Below are 23791 nucleotides of genomic sequence, written 5' to 3'. Positions count from 1 at the left end.
GTTGCTTAGTTATGTCGCAGTAGCTCAGCTGGATAGAGCAACGGTCTTCTAAACCGTAGGTCAGGCGTTCGAATCGCCTCTGCGACATAAAAAAAGATTAGCAAATTTTTGCTAATCTTTTTTTATAATTTGACTTGTGTAGAATTATTGGTTATAATTTTACTGTTGTATTTGTGGTCTCCACAGCTACAACCGCTCATTCTAAGTATTTAAGTTCTTTAATCTAAAGGCGCTTAAGTTTGGCGAGTCTAAGCATATAAATAAGGAGGTGCGCATAATGTACGCAATTATTGAAACTGGTGGAAAACAATATAAAGTTGTTCAAGGTGAAGCAATTTACGTTGAAAAATTAGATGCTGCTGAAAGTGATAAAGTAACATTTGATAATGTTGTTTTTGTTGGTGGAGATTCAACTAAAGTTGGAACTCCATTAGTAGACGGTGCTTCTGTTGAAGGAACTGTTGAAAAACAAGGTAAGGGTAAAAAGATTACTATTTTTAGATACAAACCTAAGAAGGGTTCACGTTCTAAAAAGGGTCATCGTCAACCTTATACTAAAGTTGTTATTGACAAAATTAACGCTTAATTATGATTTATATAAAGTTTAATTATAATAATAATAATATATTAGGTTATACTTTAAAAGGTCATGCAAACTCTGGAGAGTACGGTAAAGATATTGTTTGTGCTGGTGTTTCAGCACTTGCAATTAATGCAACTAATTCACTAACTGAAATTGCTAAAGTTATTCCTAAAGTAGTTAATGATAATGAACAAGGTGGTTTTCTTTCCGTAGAGCTTAATAAAGTTGATGCATCTATTCCTGAGGTTAAAACTATTCTTGATAGTTTTAAATTAGGGATATCTGAAATTGAAAAAGAATATAATGATTATATAAAAATAAAAAAATAAATGGAGGTGTAATGTAATGTTAAAAATGAATTTACAATTATTCTCAAAGCATAAAGCTGGAGGATCTTCATCTAACGGTCGTGATTCTGCTGGTCGTCGTCTTGGTACTAAAGCAGCAGATGGATCATCTGTTACTAGTGGATCAATTATTTATCGTCAACGTGGTACTCATATTTATCCAGGTAATAACGTTAAGCGTGGTAATGATGATACATTATTTGCTGTAACTGATGGTGTTGTACGTTTTGAACGTTTAGGTCGTAGTAAACGTCAAGTTTCTGTATACCCACAATCAGAAAAGGTAGCAAAATAAAAAGAATCCTGTTTAGGATTCTTTTTTTATTTTATAATGATTTATCTTGCTTTTATATGTAATAACTTGCTATTATATAAATAGTATTTATTCTAGGAGGCATAATAATAATGGCAATTTCAACTGCTGATTTTAAAACAGGTTTAACTATTGAAGTAGACAATTCAATTTGGAAAATTATTAATTTCCAACATGTTAAACCAGGAAAAGGTGGAGCTTTTGTAAGATCCACTTTAAAAAACTTAAGAACAGGCGCTGTTCAAGAAAAAACATTTAGATCAGGTGCTAAGATGGAAAAAGCACTTATTGATACAATGAAAATGCAATATCTTTATGATGATGGTAATGGTTTGGTATTTATGGATATGGATACTTATGATCAAATTAGTATTCCAAGAGACCAAGTTTCTGATGCTTTAAATTACTTACAAGAAAATATGGAAGTAAGTGTTGTACAATACCATGGTGAGACTCTAGGTGTTGAAGTTCCTAATACTGTTGAATTACAAGTAGTAGAAACTGAACCAAGTATCAAAGGAAATACTGCATCTGGTGGATCAAAACCTGCTACAATGGACACAGGGTTAACAACTCAAGTACCGTTTTTTGTTAATGAAGGCGATAAAATAGTTGTTAATACTAGTGATGGTTCATATATTTCTAGAGCTTAGTTAGCGATTGAGATTGGAGGATAAGTATGCCAGCAGAATTAAATTATATTACTCTTAAAAAAGCAGAACAAAATGATGGACAAATTGACATTTCTCCACAAGTGATTGAAATTATCGCTGGAATTGCGTCTGTGCAAGTAAAAGGTGTAAATAGAATGCATGGCTCATTTACTAATAGTGTAAATGAATTATTCGGAAAAAAAGAACGAGGCAAAGGTGTCAAATTAGAATTTAATCAGAATAAATTAAATGTTGATGTTTTTTTATTTTTAGATTATGGAATTTCAGTTCCAGATGTTGCTTTAGAAATTCAAAAACAAGTTAGACAACAATTACTATTTATGACTGACTTAAAGGTTGGTTCTGTTAATGTTCATGTGCAAGGTATGGTTGCACCAAAGAATGAAAAAGTAGATACCGAAAAATTATTTGATAATGGTGATAAAGATTGAGTTTAACAAGACATCAAATTAGAGAAATTGCTTTTAAATTTATTTTTGCAAGAGAAAATAATGAAGATATTGATAGACAATATTTTATTAATTCATTTGTTGGTGATGAAGAAGTTCCAAGCTATTTAAATGAATTAATTGATGGTGTTATTGATAATAAAGATTCTATCGACAAAGTCATTGAAGATAATCTGATTGAAAAATGGTCAGTTATTAGATTAAATAAAGTTGATCTATCAATTTTAAGATTAGCAATTTATGAAATTAAATTTCAAGATGAAATTCCTAATGCAGTTTCAGTTAATGAGGCACTTGAGTTATCAAAAGAATATACTGATGATAAGTCTAAAAGTTTTATTAATGGTGTTTTAGGTAACGTTTTATAAAGCCTATTTATAGGCTTTTTTATTTTGTCGATACTTTATTATTAGTATGCTAAAATAAGCATTATATAAAAGGAAGGTAATGGTGATTTTGATGGCAAATATTATTGATGGAAGAAGCGTTGCAAAAAAATTAAATGCTGAAACAAAAAATGAAGTTATAGAGTTAAATAATAAAGGAATTTATCCATGTTTAGCAGTTATTTTAGTTGGAACTGATCAAGCTAGTCAAAGATATGTTAGAAGTAAGCATAAAAAGGCTGAAGAGCTAGGAATTAAATCAATCGTTAATTTAATGGATGAAAGTACTTCTCAAGAGGAATTATTAAAAGTTATTGAACAATATAATCAAGATGACTCTATTAATGGAATATTAGTTCAATCACCATTACCTAAACATATTGATGAAAATGTAGTAATTGATACAATTAATCCTAAAAAAGATGTTGATGGTTTTCATCCCGTAAATGTTGGAAATTTATTTTTAAATAAAAATATTAATTATCCAGTAGCATGTACTCCAAAAGGTGTTATGACATTATTAGATTATTATAATATTGATTTAGATGGTGCCAAAGTTGTTGTTGTTGGACGAAGTTCAATCGTTGGAAAACCGATGCTTTCATTATTAATTAATGCTAATGCTACTGTTACAGTCGTACATAGTCATACTAAGAATATGCAAGAATATACAAAAGATGCTGATGTTTTAATTAGTGCAGTTGGAAAAGCTAATTTGATTGATGAAACTTATTTAAAAGATGAAGCAGTCGTGATTGATGTAGGTCAAAATTTAGATGAAAATGGTAAATTATGTGGTGATGTTAATTATGAAGATGTTCAAACTAAGGCTAGTTTAATTACACCAGTTCCTGGAGGAGTTGGTCCAATGACTATTGCTACTTTAATGCAACAAACTGTTGAACTAACAAAATGGTATAAGGATGATGAAATCAGTGACTAATGAATATTTAAGTGTTACCACTTTAACTAAATATTTGAAATCTAAATTTGATTTGGATCCATATTTAAAAAAAGTTTATTTGACTGGTGAAATTTCAAATTTTAGGTTACGTCAAAATTCAAGTCAATATTTTAGTTTAAAAGATGATGATTCTAAAATAAATGTAATTATGTTTAGAAACCAATTTAATAAAGTTAAATTTGTACCAGAAGAAGGAATGAAGGTCTTAGTTACAGGAAGAATTTCTCTTTATGAAAAAACTGGAAATTACCAGTTTTATATCGAACAAATGGAACCAGATGGAATTGGTCAACTTTATAAAGCATATGAGCAATTAAAAGAAAAACTAAGTCAAGAAAATCTATTTAATACAAATAAGCAAAATTTGATTAAGTTTCCTAAACGAATAGCTGTTGTTACTTCTGAAAGTGGTGCTGTAATAAAAGATATTATTACAACAGTTAGAAGACGATATCCGATTGCTCAAATTGTTTTATTTCCAGCTAAAGTTCAAGGTGAAAGTGCAGCTGAAGATATAACTAGACAAATTAATCGAGTTAATGAAATTGGTGATTTTGATACACTAATTATTGGTCGTGGTGGTGGATCAATTGAAGATTTATGGCCATTCAATGAAGAAATTGTAGCAAGATCTATTTATGCTAGTAAGGTTCCAATTATATCTTCAGTTGGTCATGAAACAGATACTACAATTGCTGATTTAGTAGCAGATGTACGAGCTGCAACACCAACTGCAGCCGCTGAATTAGCGGTTCCTGTACTTAATGATGTAATATTAGAAATCAGTAAAAACAAAAATCGATTATCTAATTCATTAAAAGTTATTTTAAATCAATATCAAAAGCGTTTAGATAATACTAAAAGTAGTTATATATTTACTCAACCAGAAAGATTATATGAATCATATATTCAACAAATTGATACTTATAATGAAAAAATGAAAAATATTATTAAAATACTTTTACAAAATAAATTAAATAATCTTGTTACTTTAGAAAATAAATTAGCAATAAATTCACCTAAGTATTTAATTGAAGAACAAAAAAATCGATTAAATAATACTAAAAAGAATCTGAATCGAAATATTAAAGTATTATATTCTAGCAAAAAAGAATTGTTCTTGAATAATATCAATTCTTTGGAGTATTTAAGTCCGTTAAAAATTATGTCTAGAGGTTATACTTATGCATCAAAAAATGGAAAAGTTGTTCAAGGTATTAGTAAAATTAATACTGGGGATGACATTAAATTGAATTTTTCAGATGGAGATGTAGATGCTAAAATTTTAAAAATCAACCCTAAAGGAGATTCGTAATGTCTAAAGATGAAACTTTTGAAAGTAAAATGAGTAATTTGGAAGAAATTGTTAATCAGTTAGAAAAAGGTGATGTTCCATTAGAAGAAGCATTGGAACAATATAAAAAGGGAATAAATTTAAGTACTGAATTACAAGATATTTTGAACAATGCTGAAAAAACTTTAACTAAAACAATGACTGAATCTGGCGAAGAAGTAAAATTTAGTAGAGATGAAGATGAAAATGGATCAAATTAATAGAGAATTATTAAATCAGTTAGAAAAAGACTTGGTTCCACAAATTAATAATGTTTTAAAATTAGAACTTCCTAATTATGTATCTGATGATAGATTATCAAATTCAATGAGTTATTCAGTTAATGCTGGTGGTAAAAGATTAAGACCACTATTAACTTTAGCAATTCTAAAAACATATAATGTGAATTTAACAAATGAAATGATTAAATTAGCTAGTGCTATTGAACTCATCCATACTTATTCATTAATTCATGATGATTTACCAGCAATGGATAATGATGATTTAAGAAGGGGAAAACCTACTAATCACAAAGAGTTTGATGAAGCAACAGCAATTCTTGCAGGAGATGGATTATTAACTTTAGCATTTGAATGGGTTTCTGAAAGTAATATTGGAAATGAAAAAATTGTAAAATTAATTAAACAATTATCTAAATCTTCTGGATCAAATGGAATGGTTGCAGGTCAGTCAATTGACGTTAATAATTCTGGTAAAAAATTAACTAAACAAGAACTAATTAAACTACATTCATTAAAAACTGGAGAATTAATTAGATATTCCGTTATGGCGGGTTTGATTATTAGTGAAGCCTCTGATAATGAAATCAAGTTTATGATGAAATTTGCTGATAGTTTTGGTTTAGCATTTCAAATCTATGATGATATATTAGATGTTGTTTCAAATGAAAAAGATTTGGGGAAACCTGTTAATGACGATGCTGATAAAAATACTTATGTTAATTTATATGGAATAAAAAAATCTTATGAATTATTAGATAATACTATTAAAGATGGACTGGATAGTTTAAATGAATTAGACATCGATACAGATTTATTGAAATCTTTTTATAGTTATTTTGATTTGAATGGTAGGTAAAAGAATGGAAAAAGAACGATTAGATGTATTATTAGTAAATAATGGTCTATTTGATACTAGAGAACAAGCTAAAAGAGCAGTAATGGCAGGCCAAATTCTAGGTGATAATGAAGAAAGACTGGATAAACCAGGAGTTAAGATTAGTAAAGATACTAAACTTCATTTTAAAGGAACTAAAATGCCATATGTAAGTCGAGGTGGATTAAAGTTAGAACGAGCTTTAAAAAATTTTGATATTTCAGTTAAAGATTTAAATGTTTTGGACATTGGATCATCAACTGGTGGATTTACTGATGTTATGTTACAAAATGGTGCTAAACATAGTTATGCTTTAGATGTTGGAACTAATCAATTAGTTTGGAAATTAAGAAATGACAGTAGAGTAACTGTGATGGAAAATACTAATTTTAGATATAGCAAATTATCTGATTTTGAAATAGGACAACCGGAATTTGCATCAATTGATGTTTCTTTTATTTCGTTATCATTAATTTTACCGCCACTAAAAAATATTATTAAAAATCAGGGAAGTGTTGTTGCTTTAATTAAGCCTCAATTTGAAGCAGGAAAAGATAAAATTGGTAAACATGGAATTGTAAATGATAGACAAGTTCATTATGACGTAATTGATAAAGTAATTAATTTTTCATTAGAAAGTGGATTTTCAATAGAAAATTTAGATTATTCGCCTATTAAGGGTGGATATGGAAACATTGAATTTTTGATTCATCTTAAATCATCTGATGAGCCTAATAATAATTCAAAAGTTACGATTGAAAACGTATTAGATAAAGCATATAAAAGTTTAAATAATTAAACTTATTTGAAAGGAGGAAGAAATTTGCTAGAAGAAATTTCTATTAAAAATTTTGCTATCATCGATCAGTTAGAGGTTAATTTTTCAAAAGGGATGACAGTTTTAACTGGTGAAACTGGAGCAGGTAAATCAATTATTATTGATGCAGTAGGGCTTCTTGCTGGAGGACGTGGATCACAGCATTATATTCGCACAGGAGAAAGTAAGGCTGTTTTACAGGGATTATTTTCAATTTCAAATAGTAGATTTACTAAATTAATTTTAGATGATTTAGGAATTGATTATGAAGATGATAGTTTAATTCTTCAAAGAGAAATTTATCGTAATGGTAAAAATATTTGTCGTATTAATGGAATGTTAGTAAATACTTCTTCTTTGAAAAGAGTTGGTGAGACATTAGTTGATATTTATGGTCAAAATGAACATCAAGCTTTAATGCAACCAGAAAAACATATTAAATTACTTGATGAATATGCTCATAATAAAATTAAAGATACTCTTGAAAGTTATCATAATGAATTAAAAAATTATAAAAAATTAAAAAATGCAGTTAATAAGAAACATAATAATGAGAAAGAATGGGCTCAAAGAATTGATATGCTTGAATTTCAAACTAATGAAATTCAAGAAGCTGATTTAAAGGTTGAGGAAGAAGAACAATTAATTTCTGAACGAGATAGATTAAATAATTTTCAAATTATTAATGACAATTTGAAAAAAGGCTTCGCAAGTATTGATGGTGATGAAGAGTTGAGTCCATTAACAATGATTGGTGAGGCAATGTCTTCTATTGAATCAATCGAAAGAATTGATGACTCTTTTAAAAATATCGCTGAAAGTATTAGAAATGCTTACTATTCATTACAAGATGCATCAGGTGAAATTTCATCGGAATTAGATAATTTAGAGTTTGATCAAGAACGTTTAAATGAGATTGAATTAAGATTGAATTTGATTTATGAGTTAAAAAGAAAATATGGTGATTCAATTAGTAATATTTTAGATTATTATAATGAAATTAGTAATGAATTAAATCAAATGAAAACTAATGAACAAAATAGTGAAAATATTGAAGATAAATTAAATGAATCAATTAACAGATTAAATTCACTTGGAGATAAGTTGAAAAAAATTAGACATGATGCTTCTAATACTTTAACTAAAGATATTCATACTCAGCTTTCAGATTTATACATGGATAAAACAAAATTTGATGTTCGTTATCAAAATTTAGATAAAAATCAATTTGGTGAAGATGGAATTGAAACAGTCGAATTTTATATTAGGACTAATCCTGGTGAAGATATGAAACCACTATCTAAAATAGCTTCTGGTGGTGAATTATCAAGAATTATGCTTGCATTGAAGACAATTTTTACTCGGGTTCAAGGATTAACTTCTATTATTTTTGATGAGGTAGATACAGGAGTCAGTGGTCGAGTTGCACAAGCTATTGCAGAAAAGATTTATACAATCGGATCAAAATCTCAGGTATTATGTATTACTCATTTACCACAGGTTGCAGCAATGAGTGATAATCAATATTTTATTGAAAAAAATGTTGATTCAAATAAGAGAACTGAGACATCAGTTAAAAAATTAAAAAGTGATCAAAGAATTAATGAGTTAGCAAGAATGTTAGCCGGAAATACAGTTACTAAGTTAACTTTAGACCATGCTAAAGAATTATTGGTTTTAGCTGATCAACAAAAAAGTGGGATAAAATAATTATCCCACTTTTTCTATATATCTAATTTGATTTTTATTAAGAATAGTCGAAATATTTGTTGAATTAACAAATAAATATTTGTTTTCATTAATTTTTTTAGCAGTTCCACTAATTACATCAAAGTTATTATTAATTTTGTTAAAATATTGAACATTGATTAAATAATGATTTTTTATTGACGTATTTAAAAATAAATCAATTTGATTTTCAGGCATTTGAAGTTGTTTAGTTGATAATAATGATTCTTTGATAGTCCTAAAGATTTCAGTGTAATTATTGTAATTTAATAAGTTATTAATTTTTTCCATGGTATGACATCCTTTCTCGAACATATGTTTACTTTTATATTATATGAACATATGTTCATTTTTGCAAATCTTATCTATTTTTATTTATATTTATATTGATAAATTTATGAAAACCCTTCATAATAGTATTAAAATAGTAATAAGGGAGCATATTAAATGTCAAAAAGAGGAATGTTAATCGTACTTTCTGGTCCATCTGGTGTGGGAAAAGGAACTGTTCGAAAGGAATTATTTAAGCAAAATGATGTTGATTTTAAGTATTCTATTTCAATGACTACTAGAGAACCTAGAGAAGGCGAAGTTGATGGAGTTGATTATTTCTTTGTTTCAAAAGAACAATTTGAAGAAAATATCAAAAATGGTGAAATGCTAGAGTACGCTAAATACGTTGACAATTATTATGGAACTCCTTTAAAATATGTAAATGAAACGCTTGATTCTGGTCATGATGTTTTCTTAGAAATTGAAGTAAATGGTGCAATTCAAGTAAGAGCAAATTGTCCTGATGGAATTTTTGTTTTCTTGACGCCGCCTGACTTAATTGCCTTAAAAAATAGATTGATTGGTCGTGGAACTGATAATATGAACATTATCAATAAGAGAATTGAACAAGCTGTTAATGAGATTAAAATGATGAGAAATTATGACTATGCAGTTTTAAATGATCAAGTTGAGAATGCTGTTGATAGAATTAAAAATATTGTTAAAACTGAACGACTAAAAGTTAATCGAGTAATGCCTGATTACCTATCAATGTTAGGAGATGAAAATTAATGTTAATCTATCCATCTGTTGATAAACTACTTGAAAAAGTAGACTCAAGATATTCATTAGTAATGCTTGCAAGTAAGCGTGCAGAAGAATTAGATAAAGGTGCCAAGCCATTATTATCTAGTTATGATTCTAATAAATCTGTTGGACAAGCACTTGAAGAAGTTGTTGCTGGTGTTGTAAAAATTGATGATAAATAATTAAAAAGCCTTTGTGATTACACAAAGGCTTTTTATCTATTAATAAAGGATTTGATGATAAATGTTAAAAAAAAATATTGCTTTATATGTAACTGGTGGAATTGCAGCTTATAAGTCTGTAATCTTATTAAGAGAATTAATTAAACTAAATTTAGAGGTACAAGTAGTTATGACTAGTAATGCTACTAAATTTGTTACACCTTTAACTTTTTCAACTTTATCTAAAAAGCAAGTTTTATTTGATTATAATTTAAATTCTGCAGGAGTAGATCATGTTGAGTTAGCGCAATGGACTGATTTAGCAATTATTGCACCTGCAACTGCAAATTTTATTGGTAAAATGGCTAATGGAATTGCAGATGATTTTGCTTCTACTTCTTTAATGGCAATTAAGAATGAAAAAAAATATGTATTTCCAGCAATGAATGATGAAATGCTAAATAATCCGGTAACTCAGAGAAATATTCAACGATTAAAAGATGATAATATGCAAATATTTAATTCTGAATATGGATTTTTAGCAGAAGGTTATAAAGCAAATGGTCGAATGATGGAACCTCAAAAGATAATAAATACTTTGTTTTATCAAAATAATGAATTATCTGGTAAAAAAATTCTAATTACTGCTGGTGGAACTAGAGAGAAAATTGATCCAGTTAGATTTATTGGAAATAATTCTTCTGGGAAAATGGGTTATGCACTGGCTGATTATGCTAATGAACAAGGAGCAGATGTAACTTTAATTAGTGCAAATTCTAAGCTAGAAAAAATAAATGGTGTCACTACGATTGACGTAGAAACTAGTGACGAATTATATAATGAGATTAGTAATAATTTTGCTAATTGTGATGTTTTAATTATGTCAGCTGCTGTAAGCGATTTTAAACCTCAAAAGTATACTGATCAAAAAATCAAAAAAGATAAAAATATTAATTCCATAAATATTGAATTAGAAAAAACAAATGATATTTTAAAATATTTTGGAACTCACAAAAATAATAATCAAATTGTTGTGGGATTTGCTGCTGAAACAAATGATATTTTAAAAAATGCAGAAAAAAAATTAAAAGAAAAAAATGTTGATATGTTAGTTTTAAATGATGTCTCAAAAAAGAACATTGGATTTAACAGTGATGATAATAAGGTTACAATTTTATTTAAAAATCAAGATTATGTTGAAACTGAAGTTATGAAAAAAACTGAAATTGCTAAGGTTATTTTGGAACAATTAAAAAAAATAAGTTAAAAGAAGGGATTATGTGAAAATAGCAGAAGTGATTGTTGATGTTCCTACTATGCAGACAAATATTCCTTATTCTTATATAGTTCCTTCTTTCTTAGAACAGCAAATTAAAATAGGGATGCGTGTAGTGATTCCTTTTGGAAAAGGTAATCGCAAAATCGAAGGCTTTGTAATTGAATTAAAACAGTCTGAAAATGATGAAACGTTAAAAAGCATTGATTCACTAATGGATCTTGATGTGGTAGTTAATGATGAATTGTTGAATTTATCCGATTGGCTAGCAAAAAAAACTTATTCTTTTAGAATTAATTGCTTATTAACGATGTTGCCAAGTGTAATGAAAGCAAAATATGAAAAATTTGTTCATTTCATAGGAGATATGAAAACGTTAAGTGATAATTTAAAGCAAAAATTTGAAAAAAATGAATTTATATTATTTGATAATGAACATTTTTCTAATGAAGAAATGACACAATTACTTAAATTAAAAGAAAAAAATTTAGTTGAAATGATTTATCAAGTTAATAATCAAGCCAAAGTAAAAAAAGAGTTACTCATAGTAGATAAGATAAAATCATATGATGATTTATTAGGAAAAGTTAGAAAAAATGCAACGAATCAGATTAAGTTAATTAATGTACTACGTGATAATCAAGATAAAAAATTTATTCAATCTAAGTTAACTCAAAATTATGGAATTAATCTTTCAACGATTAATTTATTTGAAAAAAATAATTGGATTGAAAAACAGACAATTGAAAAGTATCGTGATCCTTATGAAAAAGAAATTCAAAAAGATTTACCGAAAAAATTAAATAAGGAACAAGATAATGCAGTTAAACAAATCAACCAATCAATTGAAGATGAAAATAATAATGTTTTCTTGTTAGAAGGAGTAACAGGATCAGGTAAAACTGAAGTATATCTTCAGGTAATCTCTAAAGCAATTGGTTTAGAGAAAACTGCTTTAATGTTAGTGCCTGAAATTTCATTAACTCCTCAAATGGTTAGAAGTGTAAAAAATCGTTTTGGTAAAAATGTCGCGGTCTTGCATAGTGGTTTATCAAAAGGCGAAAAGTTTGATGAATGGCGAAGAATTAATCGTGGTGAAGTTAGCGTGGTTGTTGGAGCTAGGTCAGCTATTTTTTCACCATTAAAAAATATTGGTGTAATTATTATTGATGAAGAACACGATGGTAGTTATAAACAAAATGAATCACCTAGGTATGATACAAAGGAAGTAGCTAAGAAAAGAGCTGAGTTTTATAAAGCTCCACTAATTCTAGGAAGTGCTACACCATCACTTGAAAGTCGTGCCAGAGCGGAAAAAGGAATTTATAAATTATTATTAATGCCAAATAGAATTAATAATCAAACATTGCCTGAAGTAAGCATTATTGATATGAAAGAAGAATTACAAAATAAAGGTGAAACTAATTTCTCTGATTTTCTAATTAATGAAATTAAGCAACGAATTATTAAAAATGAGCAGGTTGTATTAATGTTGAATAAAAGAGGATTTTCTTCTTTTATTATGTGTCGTGATTGTGGTTATGTATTAAAGTGTCCTAATTGTGACATATCATTAACAATGCATTTAGATACTCATACAATGAAGTGTCATTATTGTGGACATGAAGAAGCAATTCCAAATACTTGTCATAATTGTGGTAGTTCTAGAATAAGGTATTATGGAACTGGAACAGAGAAAGTTGAACAAGAATTAAAAGAAATTATTCAAGATGCAAGTATAATTAGAATGGATGTTGATACAACTAGGAAAAAAGGTTCACATGAAAAGTTGTTAAATAAATTTGGAAATCAAGAAGCTAATATTTTATTAGGCACTCAAATGATTGCGAAAGGATTAGATTTCCCTAATGTAACGTTAGTAGGTGTATTAAATGCAGATACTGGATTGGATTTACCAGATTTTAGATCTAGTGAAAGAACATATCAATTATTGACCCAAGTGTCAGGAAGAGCTGGAAGAGCAGAAAAAGAAGGAAAGGTAATTATTCAAACCTTTAATCCAGATAATTATGCAATTCAGCTTGCTAAAGAACAAAATTATGAAAAATTCTTTTTCGAAGAAATGAAAAGAAGACATTTTTCAGACTATGCACCTTATTTTTTTAGTGTTCGATTATCAATTAGCTCTGAGCAAGAAGATAAAGCTGCTAAATATGCATTTAAATATCATGATTATTTAAGTAACCATTTATCATCTGATACAATTATTTTAGGTCCAACACCTAGACCAATTGCTAGAATGAAAAATAGATACTATTATCAGATAATTATTAAATATAAAAAAGATAAACTAATTGATGAGGCATTAAATAATATCTTAAATGAGTCACAAAAAGAAACTAGAAAAGGATTAAGAATATCCATTGATCCTGAGCCTTTAAATTTTATGTAGAGGAGAAAAATATATGACTTCAATCGTATTTATGGGAACACCATCTTTTGCTGTTCCAATTTTGCAAGAATTAATTAATCATAATTATGAAATAAAAAAAGTTGTTACTCAACCAGATCGTCCAGTAGGTAGAAAAAGAATTTTAACCGCTTCTCCTGTAAAAGAAGAAGCACAAAAACATCAAATTGATGTTTTACAACCAGAAAAGATTAATGGTAGTGAAGAAATGGAAGAAATCATTTCATTAGAACCAGATTTTATTGTCACAGCTGCTTATGGTCAATTTTTACCTGATAAATTATTAAACAGTGCTAAATTTGGAGCAATAAATGTTCATGGATCTTTATTACCAAAATATCGTGGGGGTGCTCCAGTTCAGTATTCAATTATGAATGGTGAAAAAGAAACAGGGATTACAATCATGTACATGGTAAATAAAATGGATGCAGGAGATATTTTAGCTCAAAAATCTATTCCAATTACAATTGACGATGATACAAGTACAATGTTTGAAAAGTTAAGTTTGATAGGTAGTGATTTATTAATCGATGTATTACCAAAATTACTCAGACAAGAAATAATGCCTAAAAAGCAAGATGAAACAAAAGTTGTTTTTTCTCCTAATATTAAACCAGGAGAAGAAAAATTAGATATTAAACAAAGTGCGTTCTTGATAAATGCTAAAATTAGAGCTTTAAGACCTAATCCAGGTGCATATCTTACAATGAATGGTAAAAGGACTAAGATATGGGATACTAAGTTAACAGAGCTAAAATCAGAAAATGAGCCAGGAACTGTTTATGATAAAACTAAGCATAGTTTAAAAATTGTCACAGGAAATAATGATGTATTAGAAATATTGTCATTACAACCTTCAGGAAAACCAAAACAAAAGATAACTGACTACTTAAATGGAGTCGGTAATAACATTAAGATAGGAGAACAAGTAATTGAATAGTAAAAATCCAAGATTACTTGCTGTAAAGGCATTAACTAGAGTTTCTGATGGAGCATATTCTAATTTACAAGTAAATAATATAATACAAAGAAGTGAAATGGATCCAAGGGATGTTTCATTATTTACTAATATTGTTTATGGAGTTATTCAACATCGAATTACATTAGAATATTATGTTGAAAACTTAGTTAAAAATACAAAAAAATTAGATAATTGGGTAAAAGAACTTTTATATACAGCAATTTATCAAATTAAATATTTAGATAAAATCCCTGATCGTGCTATTTTTAATGAATCAATTAATATTGCAAAAAAATTGGGACATGATGGTACTAGAAAATTAGTTACAGGTGTTTTACATCATATTCAAAGGGATGGTTTACCAAGTTTAGATAAGATTAATGATAATTTTGAAAAATTAAGCATCCAATATAGTGTACCGACATGGTTAATTGAAAAATTTGCACATGATTTTGGTAATGAAAAAATGATTACTATTTTAAATTCAATTAATGATAATTCTAATCAAAGTATTCGTGTAAATACTAGTAAAATTAGTATGACTGATTTAAAAGCTAAGTTAGTTGAAGAAGGATTTGAAGTTGAAGAAAGTAAAGTAGCTGATAATGCGCTAATTTTAACTAAAAAACCAGCAATTCATAGTCAATATTTTGAATTAGGTTTATTTACCATTCAAGATGAAAGTGCAATGTTACCAGTTCAAAGTATGAATTTAACACCAGGTGAAGTTATTTTAGATGCATGTGCAGCTCCTGGTGGTAAAACAACACAAATTGCAGAATATATTAGTCCTAGTGGTAGAATTGAAGCACTTGATTTACATGAGAAAAAATTAAAATTAATTAAAAATAATGCAAAAAGAATGGGATTGAATGAATTAATTAATCTAAATGCATTAGATGCGAGAAAAATTGATGAAGTATACGATTCAGAAAGTTTTGATCAAATTTTAGTTGATGCTCCATGCTCTGGATTGGGATTAATGAGAAGAAAACCAGAAATTAGATATGAAAAATCAATTGATGATATTAATAGGTTATCTAAAATACAACTAGAAATTTTAAGTTCAATTTCCGATAAAGTTAAGCATGGGGGAGTAATTACTTACAGTACATGTACTGTAACCCCTGAAGAAAATGTTAATGTTATTAATCAATTTTTAAATGTTAATCCAGATTTTGAATCTCAAAGAGTAAGTACTAGAAAAGGAATTAATGATAATCGTGAAGAGGATTATTTAGCAATTTATCCTGATGATTTTAATTCCGATGGATTCTTTGTAGCTCAATTAAAAAGGAGGTAAATTAATGAAACAAGGTAAAATATACCAATCTTTAGCAGGATTTTATGATGTTTTAGATAGTAATGGAGAATTATATCGTACTAGAGCTCGTGGAAATTTTAGAAAGAAAAATATTAAGCCAATTGTAGGAGATATGGTTGAATTTGAAGCAGAAAATCAAAGCTCAGGTTATATATTAAATATTTTACCTAGAGTAAATTCATTAGTCAGACCTCCAATTGCAAATACAGATCAAGCTTTTGTAATTACATCAGTGAAGGAACCTGATTTTTCGTTTAATTTATTAGACAAAGAATTAGTAGCATTAGAAATTGAAAAAATTCAGCCAATTATTATTTTTACAAAACTAGATTTATTAAGTGAATCTGAATTAATTGAATTTAATAAAATTAAAGATGAATACGAAAATATTGGATATGATTGTATTTTATTTAATCCTGATGATCAAAATTCAATTGACTCATTTTTAAATAAATTAACAAATAACCAATCTGTTCTAATGGGACAAACAGGTGCAGGAAAGTCTACATTATTAAATACTGTAAAACCTGATTTAAATTTAATGACAAATGAAATTTCACAAGCATTGAATAGAGGAAAACATACAACTAGAAAAGTATCATTAATTAAAATTAATAATGGAATAATTGCTGATACGCCTGGATTCTCTTCTTTTGAAACAATGGATATTTCATCAGATCAATTAAAAGATTATTATCCAGAAATGAAACGGTTAGCAAAAAATTGTCGATTTAGAGGATGCGTTCATATAAATGAACCAAGTTGTGCTATTAAAGAAGCTGTAGAAAGTGGTAAAATTATTAGGACGAGATATGAAAATTATCTCCAACAATTTCAAGTATTGAAAAACAAAAAAATTAAATATTAAATGTGAGGTAATCAAAATGATTAAAGTAGCTCCATCAATTTTAAGTGCAGATTATATAAATTTACAAAGAGATATTGAACTTGTTGAAAAAGCGGGCGCTGAATATTTACATATTGATGTAATGGACGGTTCTTTTGTCCCTGCTATTTCATATGGTCCAGCATGGGTTAAATCGATAAAGAAGATTAGTAATATGGTTTTGGATACTCATCTTATGATTGAAAATCCAGAAAAATATATTGATACTTTTGCAGAAGCAGGTTCAGATATTATTGGTGTTCATGTTGAAGCAACTAATCACATTCATCGTGCATTGCAAATGATTAAAAATAATAATGTTAAGGCTGAAGTTGTAATTAATCCTGGAACTCCAGTAGATTTAATTAAACCAATTTTATATATGGTTGATCAAGTATTAGTTATGACCGTTAATCCTGGTTTTGGTGGTCAAAAATTTCTACCAGAAACTATTAAAAAAATTAAAGAACTAGATGAAATTAGAAAAAATTCTGGATTGAAATTTGATATTGAGATTGATGGTGGAGTTAATAACGAAACTGTAAAAGATGCTTATGAAGCAGGAGCAAATGTTGCAGTAGCCGGATCTTATGTATTTGGAGCGGATAATCCTGCAGATAGAATCAATGCTATTAAAAAGGTAGCTGATTAAAATGATTTTGAATATCGTCACTGGTGGTCCAATTTCTGAATTACCCGATGAATTAGTAAATGGAGAAGTTACTGGTGATTTTATAGGTATCGATCGTGGAGCATTAAATTTATTACAGTATGGCTATAATCCACTTGCTGCAATTGGAGATTTTGATTCAATTAATGTTAATGAATTTAAGCAAATTAGTGAATCTATAAAAAAAATAGAAGTTTCCAATCCAATTAAAGATTATACAGATACTGAATTAGGATTATTATTTGTAATAAAAAATTATTCTTTCGAAAAGATTAATATATATGGTGCAACTGGCGGAAGAATAGATCAATTTATGAATAATTATCTTTCAGTATTAAAAGAAGATATTAAACCGTATGCTGAAAAAATAAAAATTATTGATAAAAATAATTTTATTGAATATTTTTTACCCGGTGATCATCGTATTAATAAAATTAATGGAATGAAATATTTATCATTTAATCCACTTCAACCAATGAACATTTCATTAATTAATGAAAAATACACGTTAAAAGATGAAAAAATTAAATTTCCGGTTTCTTTATCTAGTAATGAATTTGTCGGAAATTTTGGCGATTTTTATTTTGATAATGGTATTTTATCTGTTATTCAATCGAAAGATTAAAAAAGAAGACGAACAAGAAATATCTTGTTCGTCTTCTTTTTTAATTAATTAATTAAAATATCAAATTATACGCGTGTAACTTTACCAGATTTTAGAGTACGAGTACTTACCCAAACTTTTTTAGGTTTACCGTTAACTAAAATACGTACTTTTTGAAGATTTGGTTTCCAACTTCTACGAGTTGAATTTAAGGCATGAGAACGACGATTACCGTAATGAGTTCTCTTACCACTAAAGAAATCCTTAGCCATAATAAATATCCTCCTTTATAAAATAATCAGAATTATCTACTTAAATAATTTAGCATATACCTGATTTAAATGCAATAGTTACTCTCAAGTAATTTTACTTGACACTAATCACATATATTTTGGTTTTTTATTGATTTATGTTAATATGTTAACGATATAGTAAGTTCGTAATGAAATAAGGAGGCTAATAATATGGCCGTTAAATTAAATAACGAATATGGAAATATTGATATTGATAATGAAGTTATCTCAACAGTTGTTGGTGGAGCTGCCACTGATAATTATGGTGTAGTTGGAATGGCAAGTAAAAATCAAATAAAAGATAATATGAATGTTATTTTGAGAAAAGATAGCTATTCAAAAGGTGTCGTTGTTAAGCCTTCTGAAAAAGGTGTAATTGTCGATGTTAATATTATTGTTAGCTATGGTACAAAAATTTCTGAAGTTTCTAAAAACGTTCAATCAAAAGTTAAATATAATCTTGAATCAATGTTAGGTGTTAATACTAAGATTGTTAATGTTATTGTTCAAGGTGTTCGTGTATTAAACGAGAAAAAAATTCTTTAATTATTATAGGGGGATCTGATTAAAGTGACATTAACAAAAATTTCTACAAAAAAGTTTGAACAGATGGTTCAAGCGGGTTCAATTAATCTTAAAAATAATGCCGACTTTATAAATTCATTAAATGTTTTTCCGGTACCAGATGGCGATACGGGAACAAATATGAATTTATCTTTTTCAAGTGGATATGATTATGTTGTTAAGGATAATTCAACATCTATTTCTGAAAAAGCTAATGCTTTAGCTAAAGGCTTATTAATGGGAGCTAGAGGTAATTCAGGAGTTATTTTGTCTCAGATATTTAGGGGATTTGCTAATTCTCTTGATGGAATATCTGAGGCTGATGCAAATGATTATGCTAATGCAGTTTTGGTGGCTGCTAAGACTGCTTATTCTTCTGTAATGAAGCCAACTGAAGGTACCATATTAACTGTAATTAGATGTGCTGCTAAAAAAGGACAAGATATTGTAAAAGAAACAAATGATGTTGCAAAATTAGCTGATGAAATTGCTGAAGAAGCTGATAAAGCTTTAAAAACAACTCCAGATTTACTTCCTGTTTTAAAAGAAGTAAATGTTGTTGATTCAGGTGGTCAAGGACTTGTATTTGTACTTAAAAGTTTTGCCGATATTCTTAATGATAGAGAAGTAAATAATGATGTTGTTGAAAATAATGATGAAAATGAATCTATGAGTACAATGGTTGATGAAGAACATGAGAGTGTTCAAGGAAAAATAAATCCAGAAGATATTGTTTATGGATACTGTACTCAAGTGATGATTAGAATTGGTAAGGGAAAACAAGTTACTAGAAAATTCGATTATCAACAATTTTATGATTATTTATCTAATTTAGGTGATTCTTTATTAGTGATTAATGATGATGAAATCGCTAAGGTTCATGTTCATACTGAACAACCAGGGAAAGTTATATCATGGGCACAAACTTTTGGTGATTTAGCCAATGTTAAAATTGATAATATGAGGTTACAACAAGAAGAAATAATGGCTAAAGATCAACCTAATGATAATGGTAAACCAGAAACTGAAGTAGAATCACCAGATACTGCCATTATTTCTGTTTCTTCAGGAGAAGGAATTCAAAAATTATTTAAAAGTTTGGGTGTTACTAACACTATAAATGGTGGTCAAACCATGAATCCTAGTACTCAGGATATAGTTGATGTTGTAAATAATAGTAATGCTAAAAAGGCGATTATATTGCCGAATAACAAAAATATTTTCTTAGCTGCTGAACAAGCATCTAAGTTAACTGATATTCCACTATTAGTTGTTCATTCTAAAAATATTTCTCAAGGATTGTCTGCAATGTTTTCTTATAATCCTGATGAATCAATTGAAGAAAATGTTTCAATGATGGAAGATTCTTTAGATTATGTTTCTAATGGTCAGATTACAGTTGCTGTTCGAGATACTAAATTTAATAATTTAGATATTAAAAAAGGTAACTATATGGGAATTATTGATGGTGAAATAACTGTTTTAGATGATAATTTAGTAGAAGCCTCAATTAAAATGATAAAAAAAATGATTGATGATGATAGTGAAAATGTAACCATTATCTATGGTTCTGATAGTTCAATGGATGAAGCACAAAAAATATCTGATGCTATTTCTGAAATTGATGATGAAATTGAAGTTGAAGTGCATGAAGGAAATCAACCAGTTTATCCATTAATTGTTTCTGTTGAATAAAAGGATAAAATTCTGTTAGTCTAAATGACTAACAGTTTTTTGATTAAGGAGGGGATACGATTGGATTTAAGAGATAATATTTCGGTTTTGAATGGAATTGGTCCAAAAAGGATACAAGGTTTCAATAAATTAAATATTTTTTCTATTAATGATCTTTTAAATTATTTCCCTTATCGTTATCAAGATTTTACAGTACAAAATCTTGATAATATTCAAGATAATGAACAAATAACTATAATGGGTGATATTAGTAGTGAACCTACGGTTAGATATATTGCCAGGAAAAAAAGTATTTTAAGATTCTCTTTAAAAGTAGATAATCAAATTATTTTTATTACTTTTTTCAATCAGCCTTGGTTAATTAATAAAATAAAAGAAATGAAAAAGATAATTGTTTTTGGTAAATATGACGCTAAGAAAAAAAGTTTAACTGGATTAAAAATACTTGATGAAAGTAATTCCGATACTTTTGAATCAGTTTATCCATCAAACAAACTGGTTAGTGATAAAATTATAAAAAAAACAATTGAACAAGCATATAATTTATATAAAGATAAGATTGAAAATTTCTTACCAGATTGGATTATCAAAAAATATAAATTAGCTAATCAAAATTATGTTATTAAGAATATGCACTTTCCAGATAGTAAAGAAGATGCTTTATCTGCAAAAAGAACCGCAAAGTTTAATGAATTTTTTTTATATCAATTGAGTTTACAATTAATTAAAACAAAAAGAGAAATTAATGATAAATATAGAATTAATATAAAAGAAAATGAAATTACTAACTTTGAAAATTCTTTAAAATTTGTTTTAACAAATTCTCAAAAAAAAGTATTAAAAGAAATTTTGAGCGACTTAGATAAACCTTACTCAATGAATCGATTACTTCAAGGAGATGTTGGAAGTGGGAAAACAGTTATTGCAGCTCTAAGTATTTATGCTAATTATTTAGATGGAAACCAATCTGTTTTAATGGCACCTACCGAAATATTAGCTGAACAGCATGCGGATTCATTATCAAAAATGTTTGAAAAATTTCCAATTAATATTGCATTATTAACTGGGAGCACTAAAAGTAGTGCTAGAAAGATATTAATACCAAAAATTGAAAATGGTTCTATTGATTTACTTATTGGTACACATACATTATTTCAAGATGAAATCAGTTATAATGATTTAAAATTATCAATTATTGATGAACAACATCGTTTTGGTGTTAATCAAAGAAAGAAATTAAGAGAAAAAGGTGCATCTAATAATATCTTGGCAATGACAGCAACACCGATTCCAAGAACATTAACAATTACTAATTATGGTCAAATGGATTTATCAATTATTGATGAATTACCAAAAGGAAGACAAAAGATAATAACTAATTGGATTAGACCTTCTCAATTTGATAATCTAGTCAAATTTTTAGAAAATCATTTAGAAGAAAAAGAACAAGTATACGTGGTTGTTCCTTTAATTGAGGAATCTGAAAATTTAGATATGAATAATGTTAATTCAATTTTTAATAAATTAAATAACAGAATTAATTCAAATTTCAATATTGATTTTCTTCATGGACAGATGAAAGAAAATGAAAAAAATGAAAAAATGGAATTATTTAAAAATGGTGAAATAGATATTTTGGTTTCTACTACTGTTATAGAGGTTGGTGTTGATATTTCTAATGCAAGTATTATGGTAATCTATGATGCTGACCATTTTGGATTGTCTCAATTACATCAATTAAGAGGTCGTGTAGGGCGAGGAACTAAACAGTCTTATTGTATTTTAATATCCGAACCTAAAAATGAAATTGCTGCCAAAAGAATGCAAGTGATGTGTGAATCTAATGATGGTTTCTATATTTCTCAAAAAGATTTAGAATTAAGAGGCTCCGGAGAAATATTAGGTGATAGGCAGTCTGGATTTGAACATTTTAAAATTGGAGATCCTATTTCTGATTTTAATATTTTGGTTGAGGCTCAAAAAACAGCCAAACAAATTGTTAGTTCTGAAAATTGGGAATTAGATAATGATAATTTGAAATTGATAAAACAAATTAATCTTTATAATGAAGATAATGTATTGGATTAAGGAGAATATTATGAAAATAGCTATTGATGCAATGGGTGGAGATTATGCACCAAGGGAAATAATTGAAGGCGTGGAACAAGCAAGAGATATTAATTCTGATGTCATTTATCAACTTTTTGGTGATCAAAATAAAATAAAAAAATATCTTAAAAATGATGATAGTATAGAAATTCACCATACTGAAGAATATATTTCAATGGATGATGAACCAACTAAAGCAATTAAAAAGAAGAAAAATTCAAGTTTAGTTTTAGCAGCAAAATCGGTTAAAGAAGGTAATTCTGATGCGTTATTTTCAGCTGGAAATACAGGAGCTATCATGGTTGCCGGCTTATTAATTATTGGTCGTATAAAAGGTATTGATCGCCCAGGATTAACTACTACATTACCAGTCATTGATAATGATATGGGATTCACAATGATTGATTGTGGTGCTAATGCAGATACAAAGTTATTAAATGTTAAACAATATGCATTGATGGGAAAATATTATGCAGAAAATGTTAAAAAAATTAATAATCCAAGAATTGGGTTGATTAACAATGGGACTGAAAGCGACAAAGGTAATATTCAACATCGTGAAATGTTCGAAATGTTAAGTGAAATGGATTCAATTAATTTTATTGGAAATATTGAATCTAGAGATTTATTAAATGGAGTTACAGATGTTGCTGTTACAGATGGATTTACTGGAAATGCCGTTTTAAAAACAATTGAAGGTACAGCATTATCAATGATGAATTTAATAAAAAAAGAGATCAAGAGTAATGGAATGAAATCAAAAATAGGTGCATTATTACTTAAAAATTCTTTTAAAGATGTTGGTAAAAAGATGGATTATACTAGATATGGTGGTGCCTTATTATTAGGATTAAAAGCTCCGGTTGTTAAAAGTCATGGAAGTAGTAAAGCTAAAACAGTTAAAAATTCTTTAGTTGAAATTAAAAATATTGTTAATTCTGAATTAACTAATTCAATTAATGATTATTTTGATAATGATCAAAATAATACTGAAAAATAAATCAAAAATATTTATTGGAGTTATTTT

The 23791-nt window shown here is 27.8% G+C and carries 27 protein-coding genes, 1 tRNA gene and 1 other annotated feature; of the genes, 26 read left to right on the top strand and 2 right to left on the bottom strand.

Annotation, left to right across the window (positions count from 1 at the left end; genetic code table 11):
- Positions 1-13 precede the first annotated feature (13 nt).
- The 13 genes from GSH19_RS02910 (at position 14) to recN (ending at position 8692) form a co-directional block, all read left to right on the top strand.
- Positions 14-87, top strand: a tRNA-Arg gene (locus tag GSH19_RS02910).
- A 93-nt stretch (positions 88-180) separates the two neighbouring features.
- Positions 181-260 (top strand) — a sequence feature (ribosomal protein L21 leader region).
- 17 nt (positions 261-277) lie between these two features.
- Positions 278-586 (top strand): 50S ribosomal protein L21, encoded by a 309-nt coding sequence (gene rplU, locus GSH19_RS02905; protein ID WP_237026417.1) that lies wholly within the window; start codon positions 278-280, stop codon positions 584-586.
- Between the two features lie 2 nt (positions 587-588).
- Positions 589-912: a ribosomal-processing cysteine protease Prp gene (locus GSH19_RS02900; RefSeq protein WP_237026416.1), complete on the top strand. Its 324-nt coding sequence runs from the start codon at positions 589-591 to the stop codon at positions 910-912.
- Positions 913-928: 16 nt separating this feature from the next.
- A complete protein-coding gene (rpmA, locus tag GSH19_RS02895; protein WP_237026415.1) occupies positions 929-1225 on the top strand; it encodes a 50S ribosomal protein L27 in 297 nt (98 codons plus the stop codon).
- A 110-nt stretch (positions 1226-1335) separates the two neighbouring features.
- Positions 1336-1896 (top strand): elongation factor P, encoded by a 561-nt coding sequence (efp, locus tag GSH19_RS02890; RefSeq protein WP_237026414.1) that lies wholly within the window; start codon positions 1336-1338, stop codon positions 1894-1896.
- 26 nt (positions 1897-1922) lie between these two features.
- Positions 1923-2348 carry an Asp23/Gls24 family envelope stress response protein gene (locus GSH19_RS02885; RefSeq protein WP_237026413.1) on the top strand — a complete coding sequence of 142 codons (426 nt, stop codon included), beginning with the start codon at positions 1923-1925 and terminating at the stop codon, positions 2346-2348.
- Positions 2345-2734 carry a transcription antitermination factor NusB gene (nusB, locus tag GSH19_RS02880; protein ID WP_237026412.1) on the top strand — a complete coding sequence of 130 codons (390 nt, stop codon included), beginning with the start codon at positions 2345-2347 and terminating at the stop codon, positions 2732-2734. Before GSH19_RS02885 ends, nusB begins: the two co-directional genes overlap by 4 nt.
- Positions 2735-2825: 91 nt before the next feature.
- On the top strand, positions 2826-3695 hold the full coding sequence (locus GSH19_RS02875) for a bifunctional 5,10-methylenetetrahydrofolate dehydrogenase/5,10-methenyltetrahydrofolate cyclohydrolase (protein WP_237026411.1): 870 nt from the start codon (positions 2826-2828) through the stop codon (positions 3693-3695).
- Positions 3679-5031, top strand: a complete 1353-nt coding sequence (gene xseA, locus GSH19_RS02870; protein WP_255700238.1) for an exodeoxyribonuclease VII large subunit — start codon at positions 3679-3681, stop codon at positions 5029-5031. The genes GSH19_RS02875 and xseA overlap by 17 nt, the downstream gene beginning before the upstream one ends.
- On the top strand, positions 5031-5270 hold the full coding sequence (locus tag GSH19_RS02865) for an exodeoxyribonuclease VII small subunit (RefSeq protein ID WP_237026409.1): 240 nt from the start codon (positions 5031-5033) through the stop codon (positions 5268-5270). Before xseA ends, GSH19_RS02865 begins: the two co-directional genes overlap by 1 nt.
- Positions 5257-6147, top strand: coding sequence for a polyprenyl synthetase family protein (locus GSH19_RS02860; protein WP_237026408.1), 891 nt, complete (start codon positions 5257-5259; stop codon positions 6145-6147). Before GSH19_RS02865 ends, GSH19_RS02860 begins: the two co-directional genes overlap by 14 nt.
- 4 nt (positions 6148-6151) lie before the next feature.
- Positions 6152-6964 (top strand): TlyA family RNA methyltransferase, encoded by an 813-nt coding sequence (locus GSH19_RS02855; RefSeq protein ID WP_237026662.1) that lies wholly within the window; start codon positions 6152-6154, stop codon positions 6962-6964.
- Between the two features lie 24 nt (positions 6965-6988).
- The gene (gene recN / locus GSH19_RS02850) at positions 6989-8692 is read left to right on the top strand and encodes a DNA repair protein RecN (protein ID WP_237026407.1); all 1704 of its coding nucleotides are present in this window, start codon (positions 6989-6991) and stop codon (positions 8690-8692) included.
- On the opposite strand, the gene GSH19_RS02845 is transcribed toward recN, so the two are convergent.
- On the bottom strand, positions 8693-9001 hold the full coding sequence (locus GSH19_RS02845) for a hypothetical protein (RefSeq protein WP_237026406.1): 309 nt from the start codon (positions 8999-9001) through the stop codon (positions 8693-8695). It abuts the gene before it with no gap.
- 156 nt (positions 9002-9157) lie between these two features.
- Here GSH19_RS02845 and gmk point away from each other — a divergent pair, with 156 nt between their 5' ends.
- From gmk to GSH19_RS02800, 9 genes are all read left to right on the top strand, one after another.
- The gene (gene gmk / locus GSH19_RS02840; RefSeq protein WP_237026405.1) at positions 9158-9775 is read left to right on the top strand and encodes a guanylate kinase; all 618 of its coding nucleotides are present in this window, start codon (positions 9158-9160) and stop codon (positions 9773-9775) included.
- Positions 9775-9972, top strand: a complete 198-nt coding sequence (rpoZ, locus tag GSH19_RS02835; protein ID WP_237026404.1) for a DNA-directed RNA polymerase subunit omega — start codon at positions 9775-9777, stop codon at positions 9970-9972. The genes gmk and rpoZ overlap by 1 nt, the downstream gene beginning before the upstream one ends.
- A 61-nt stretch (positions 9973-10033) precedes the next feature.
- On the top strand, positions 10034-11218 hold the full coding sequence (gene coaBC / locus GSH19_RS02830; RefSeq protein WP_237026403.1) for a bifunctional phosphopantothenoylcysteine decarboxylase/phosphopantothenate--cysteine ligase CoaBC: 1185 nt from the start codon (positions 10034-10036) through the stop codon (positions 11216-11218).
- Positions 11219-11231: 13 nt separating this feature from the next.
- Positions 11232-13640 (top strand): primosomal protein N', encoded by a 2409-nt coding sequence (gene priA / locus GSH19_RS02825; protein WP_370636133.1) that lies wholly within the window; start codon positions 11232-11234, stop codon positions 13638-13640.
- A 13-nt stretch (positions 13641-13653) separates the two neighbouring features.
- Positions 13654-14598, top strand: coding sequence for a methionyl-tRNA formyltransferase (gene fmt, locus GSH19_RS02820; protein WP_237026402.1), 945 nt, complete (start codon positions 13654-13656; stop codon positions 14596-14598).
- Positions 14591-15922, top strand: coding sequence for a 16S rRNA (cytosine(967)-C(5))-methyltransferase RsmB (gene rsmB, locus GSH19_RS02815; protein ID WP_237026401.1), 1332 nt, complete (start codon positions 14591-14593; stop codon positions 15920-15922). Before fmt ends, rsmB begins: the two co-directional genes overlap by 8 nt.
- Before the next feature lie 4 nt (positions 15923-15926).
- Positions 15927-16811, top strand: coding sequence for a ribosome small subunit-dependent GTPase A (gene rsgA, locus GSH19_RS02810; protein WP_237026400.1), 885 nt, complete (start codon positions 15927-15929; stop codon positions 16809-16811).
- A gap of 16 nt (positions 16812-16827) precedes the next feature.
- Positions 16828-17481: a ribulose-phosphate 3-epimerase gene (gene rpe / locus GSH19_RS02805; RefSeq protein WP_237026399.1), complete on the top strand. Its 654-nt coding sequence runs from the start codon at positions 16828-16830 to the stop codon at positions 17479-17481.
- A gap of 1 nt (position 17482) precedes the next feature.
- Positions 17483-18124, top strand: a complete 642-nt coding sequence (locus tag GSH19_RS02800; protein WP_237026398.1) for a thiamine diphosphokinase — start codon at positions 17483-17485, stop codon at positions 18122-18124.
- A 65-nt stretch (positions 18125-18189) separates the two neighbouring features.
- Here the strand turns inward: GSH19_RS02800 and rpmB are convergent, their stop codons facing one another.
- A complete protein-coding gene (gene rpmB / locus GSH19_RS02795) occupies positions 18190-18375 on the bottom strand; it encodes a 50S ribosomal protein L28 (protein WP_237026397.1) in 186 nt (61 codons plus the stop codon).
- Between the two features lie 192 nt (positions 18376-18567).
- On the opposite strand from rpmB, the gene GSH19_RS02790 reads away from it, so the two are divergent.
- The 4 genes from GSH19_RS02790 to plsX are packed head-to-tail and all read left to right on the top strand — an operon-like array spanning position 18568 to position 23764.
- The gene (locus GSH19_RS02790; protein ID WP_237026396.1) at positions 18568-18942 is read left to right on the top strand and encodes an Asp23/Gls24 family envelope stress response protein; all 375 of its coding nucleotides are present in this window, start codon (positions 18568-18570) and stop codon (positions 18940-18942) included.
- A gap of 24 nt (positions 18943-18966) precedes the next feature.
- The gene (locus GSH19_RS02785) at positions 18967-20655 is read left to right on the top strand and encodes a DAK2 domain-containing protein (RefSeq protein WP_237026395.1); all 1689 of its coding nucleotides are present in this window, start codon (positions 18967-18969) and stop codon (positions 20653-20655) included.
- Between the two features lie 60 nt (positions 20656-20715).
- Positions 20716-22743 (top strand): ATP-dependent DNA helicase RecG, encoded by a 2028-nt coding sequence (gene recG, locus GSH19_RS02780; RefSeq protein WP_237026394.1) that lies wholly within the window; start codon positions 20716-20718, stop codon positions 22741-22743.
- A 10-nt stretch (positions 22744-22753) separates the two neighbouring features.
- Positions 22754-23764 (top strand): phosphate acyltransferase PlsX, encoded by a 1011-nt coding sequence (plsX, locus tag GSH19_RS02775; RefSeq protein ID WP_237026393.1) that lies wholly within the window; start codon positions 22754-22756, stop codon positions 23762-23764.
- The last annotated feature ends 27 nt before the right edge of the window (positions 23765-23791 follow it).

It is taken from the genome of Lactobacillus sp. S2-2, assembly GCF_021698855.1.
Classification (GTDB): Bacteria; Bacillota; Bacilli; order Lactobacillales; family Lactobacillaceae; genus Fructilactobacillus.
Note: the sequence above shows the minus strand (reverse complement) of the source record. Positions and strands in the feature narration are given on the sequence as shown.

What these genes read in the sequence shown, in the direction of transcription:
- GSH19_RS02855 (WP_237026662.1), top strand. Translation starts at nt 6,152, where the DNA reads ATGGAAAAAGAACGATTAGATGTATTATTAGTAAATAATGGTCTATTT.
- gmk (WP_237026405.1), top strand. Translation starts at nt 9,158, where the DNA reads ATGTCAAAAAGAGGAATGTTAATCGTACTTTCTGGTCCATCTGGTGTG.
- coaBC (WP_237026403.1), top strand. Translation starts at nt 10,034, where the DNA reads ATGTTAAAAAAAAATATTGCTTTATATGTAACTGGTGGAATTGCAGCT.
- GSH19_RS02865 (WP_237026409.1), top strand. Translation starts at nt 5,031, where the DNA reads ATGTCTAAAGATGAAACTTTTGAAAGTAAAATGAGTAATTTGGAAGAA.
- rsgA (WP_237026400.1), top strand. Translation starts at nt 15,927, where the DNA reads ATGAAACAAGGTAAAATATACCAATCTTTAGCAGGATTTTATGATGTT.
- fmt (WP_237026402.1), top strand. Translation starts at nt 13,654, where the DNA reads ATGACTTCAATCGTATTTATGGGAACACCATCTTTTGCTGTTCCAATT.
- rpe (WP_237026399.1), top strand. Translation starts at nt 16,828, where the DNA reads ATGATTAAAGTAGCTCCATCAATTTTAAGTGCAGATTATATAAATTTA.
- GSH19_RS02860 (WP_237026408.1), top strand. Translation starts at nt 5,257, where the DNA reads ATGGATCAAATTAATAGAGAATTATTAAATCAGTTAGAAAAAGACTTG.
- rpmB (WP_237026397.1), bottom strand. Translation starts at nt 18,375, where the DNA reads ATGGCTAAGGATTTCTTTAGTGGTAAGAGAACTCATTACGGTAATCGT.
- rplU (WP_237026417.1), top strand. Translation starts at nt 278, where the DNA reads ATGTACGCAATTATTGAAACTGGTGGAAAACAATATAAAGTTGTTCAA.
- GSH19_RS02875 (WP_237026411.1), top strand. Translation starts at nt 2,826, where the DNA reads ATGGCAAATATTATTGATGGAAGAAGCGTTGCAAAAAAATTAAATGCT.
- GSH19_RS02800 (WP_237026398.1), top strand. Translation starts at nt 17,483, where the DNA reads ATGATTTTGAATATCGTCACTGGTGGTCCAATTTCTGAATTACCCGAT.
- efp (WP_237026414.1), top strand. Translation starts at nt 1,336, where the DNA reads ATGGCAATTTCAACTGCTGATTTTAAAACAGGTTTAACTATTGAAGTA.
- rpmA (WP_237026415.1), top strand. Translation starts at nt 929, where the DNA reads ATGTTAAAAATGAATTTACAATTATTCTCAAAGCATAAAGCTGGAGGA.
- rpoZ (WP_237026404.1), top strand. Translation starts at nt 9,775, where the DNA reads ATGTTAATCTATCCATCTGTTGATAAACTACTTGAAAAAGTAGACTCA.
- GSH19_RS02885 (WP_237026413.1), top strand. Translation starts at nt 1,923, where the DNA reads ATGCCAGCAGAATTAAATTATATTACTCTTAAAAAAGCAGAACAAAAT.
- GSH19_RS02845 (WP_237026406.1), bottom strand. Translation starts at nt 9,001, where the DNA reads ATGGAAAAAATTAATAACTTATTAAATTACAATAATTACACTGAAATC.
- GSH19_RS02790 (WP_237026396.1), top strand. Translation starts at nt 18,568, where the DNA reads ATGGCCGTTAAATTAAATAACGAATATGGAAATATTGATATTGATAAT.
- GSH19_RS02900 (WP_237026416.1), top strand. Translation starts at nt 589, where the DNA reads ATGATTTATATAAAGTTTAATTATAATAATAATAATATATTAGGTTAT.
- plsX (WP_237026393.1), top strand. Translation starts at nt 22,754, where the DNA reads ATGAAAATAGCTATTGATGCAATGGGTGGAGATTATGCACCAAGGGAA.
- xseA (WP_255700238.1), top strand. Translation starts at nt 3,679, where the DNA reads ATGAAATCAGTGACTAATGAATATTTAAGTGTTACCACTTTAACTAAA.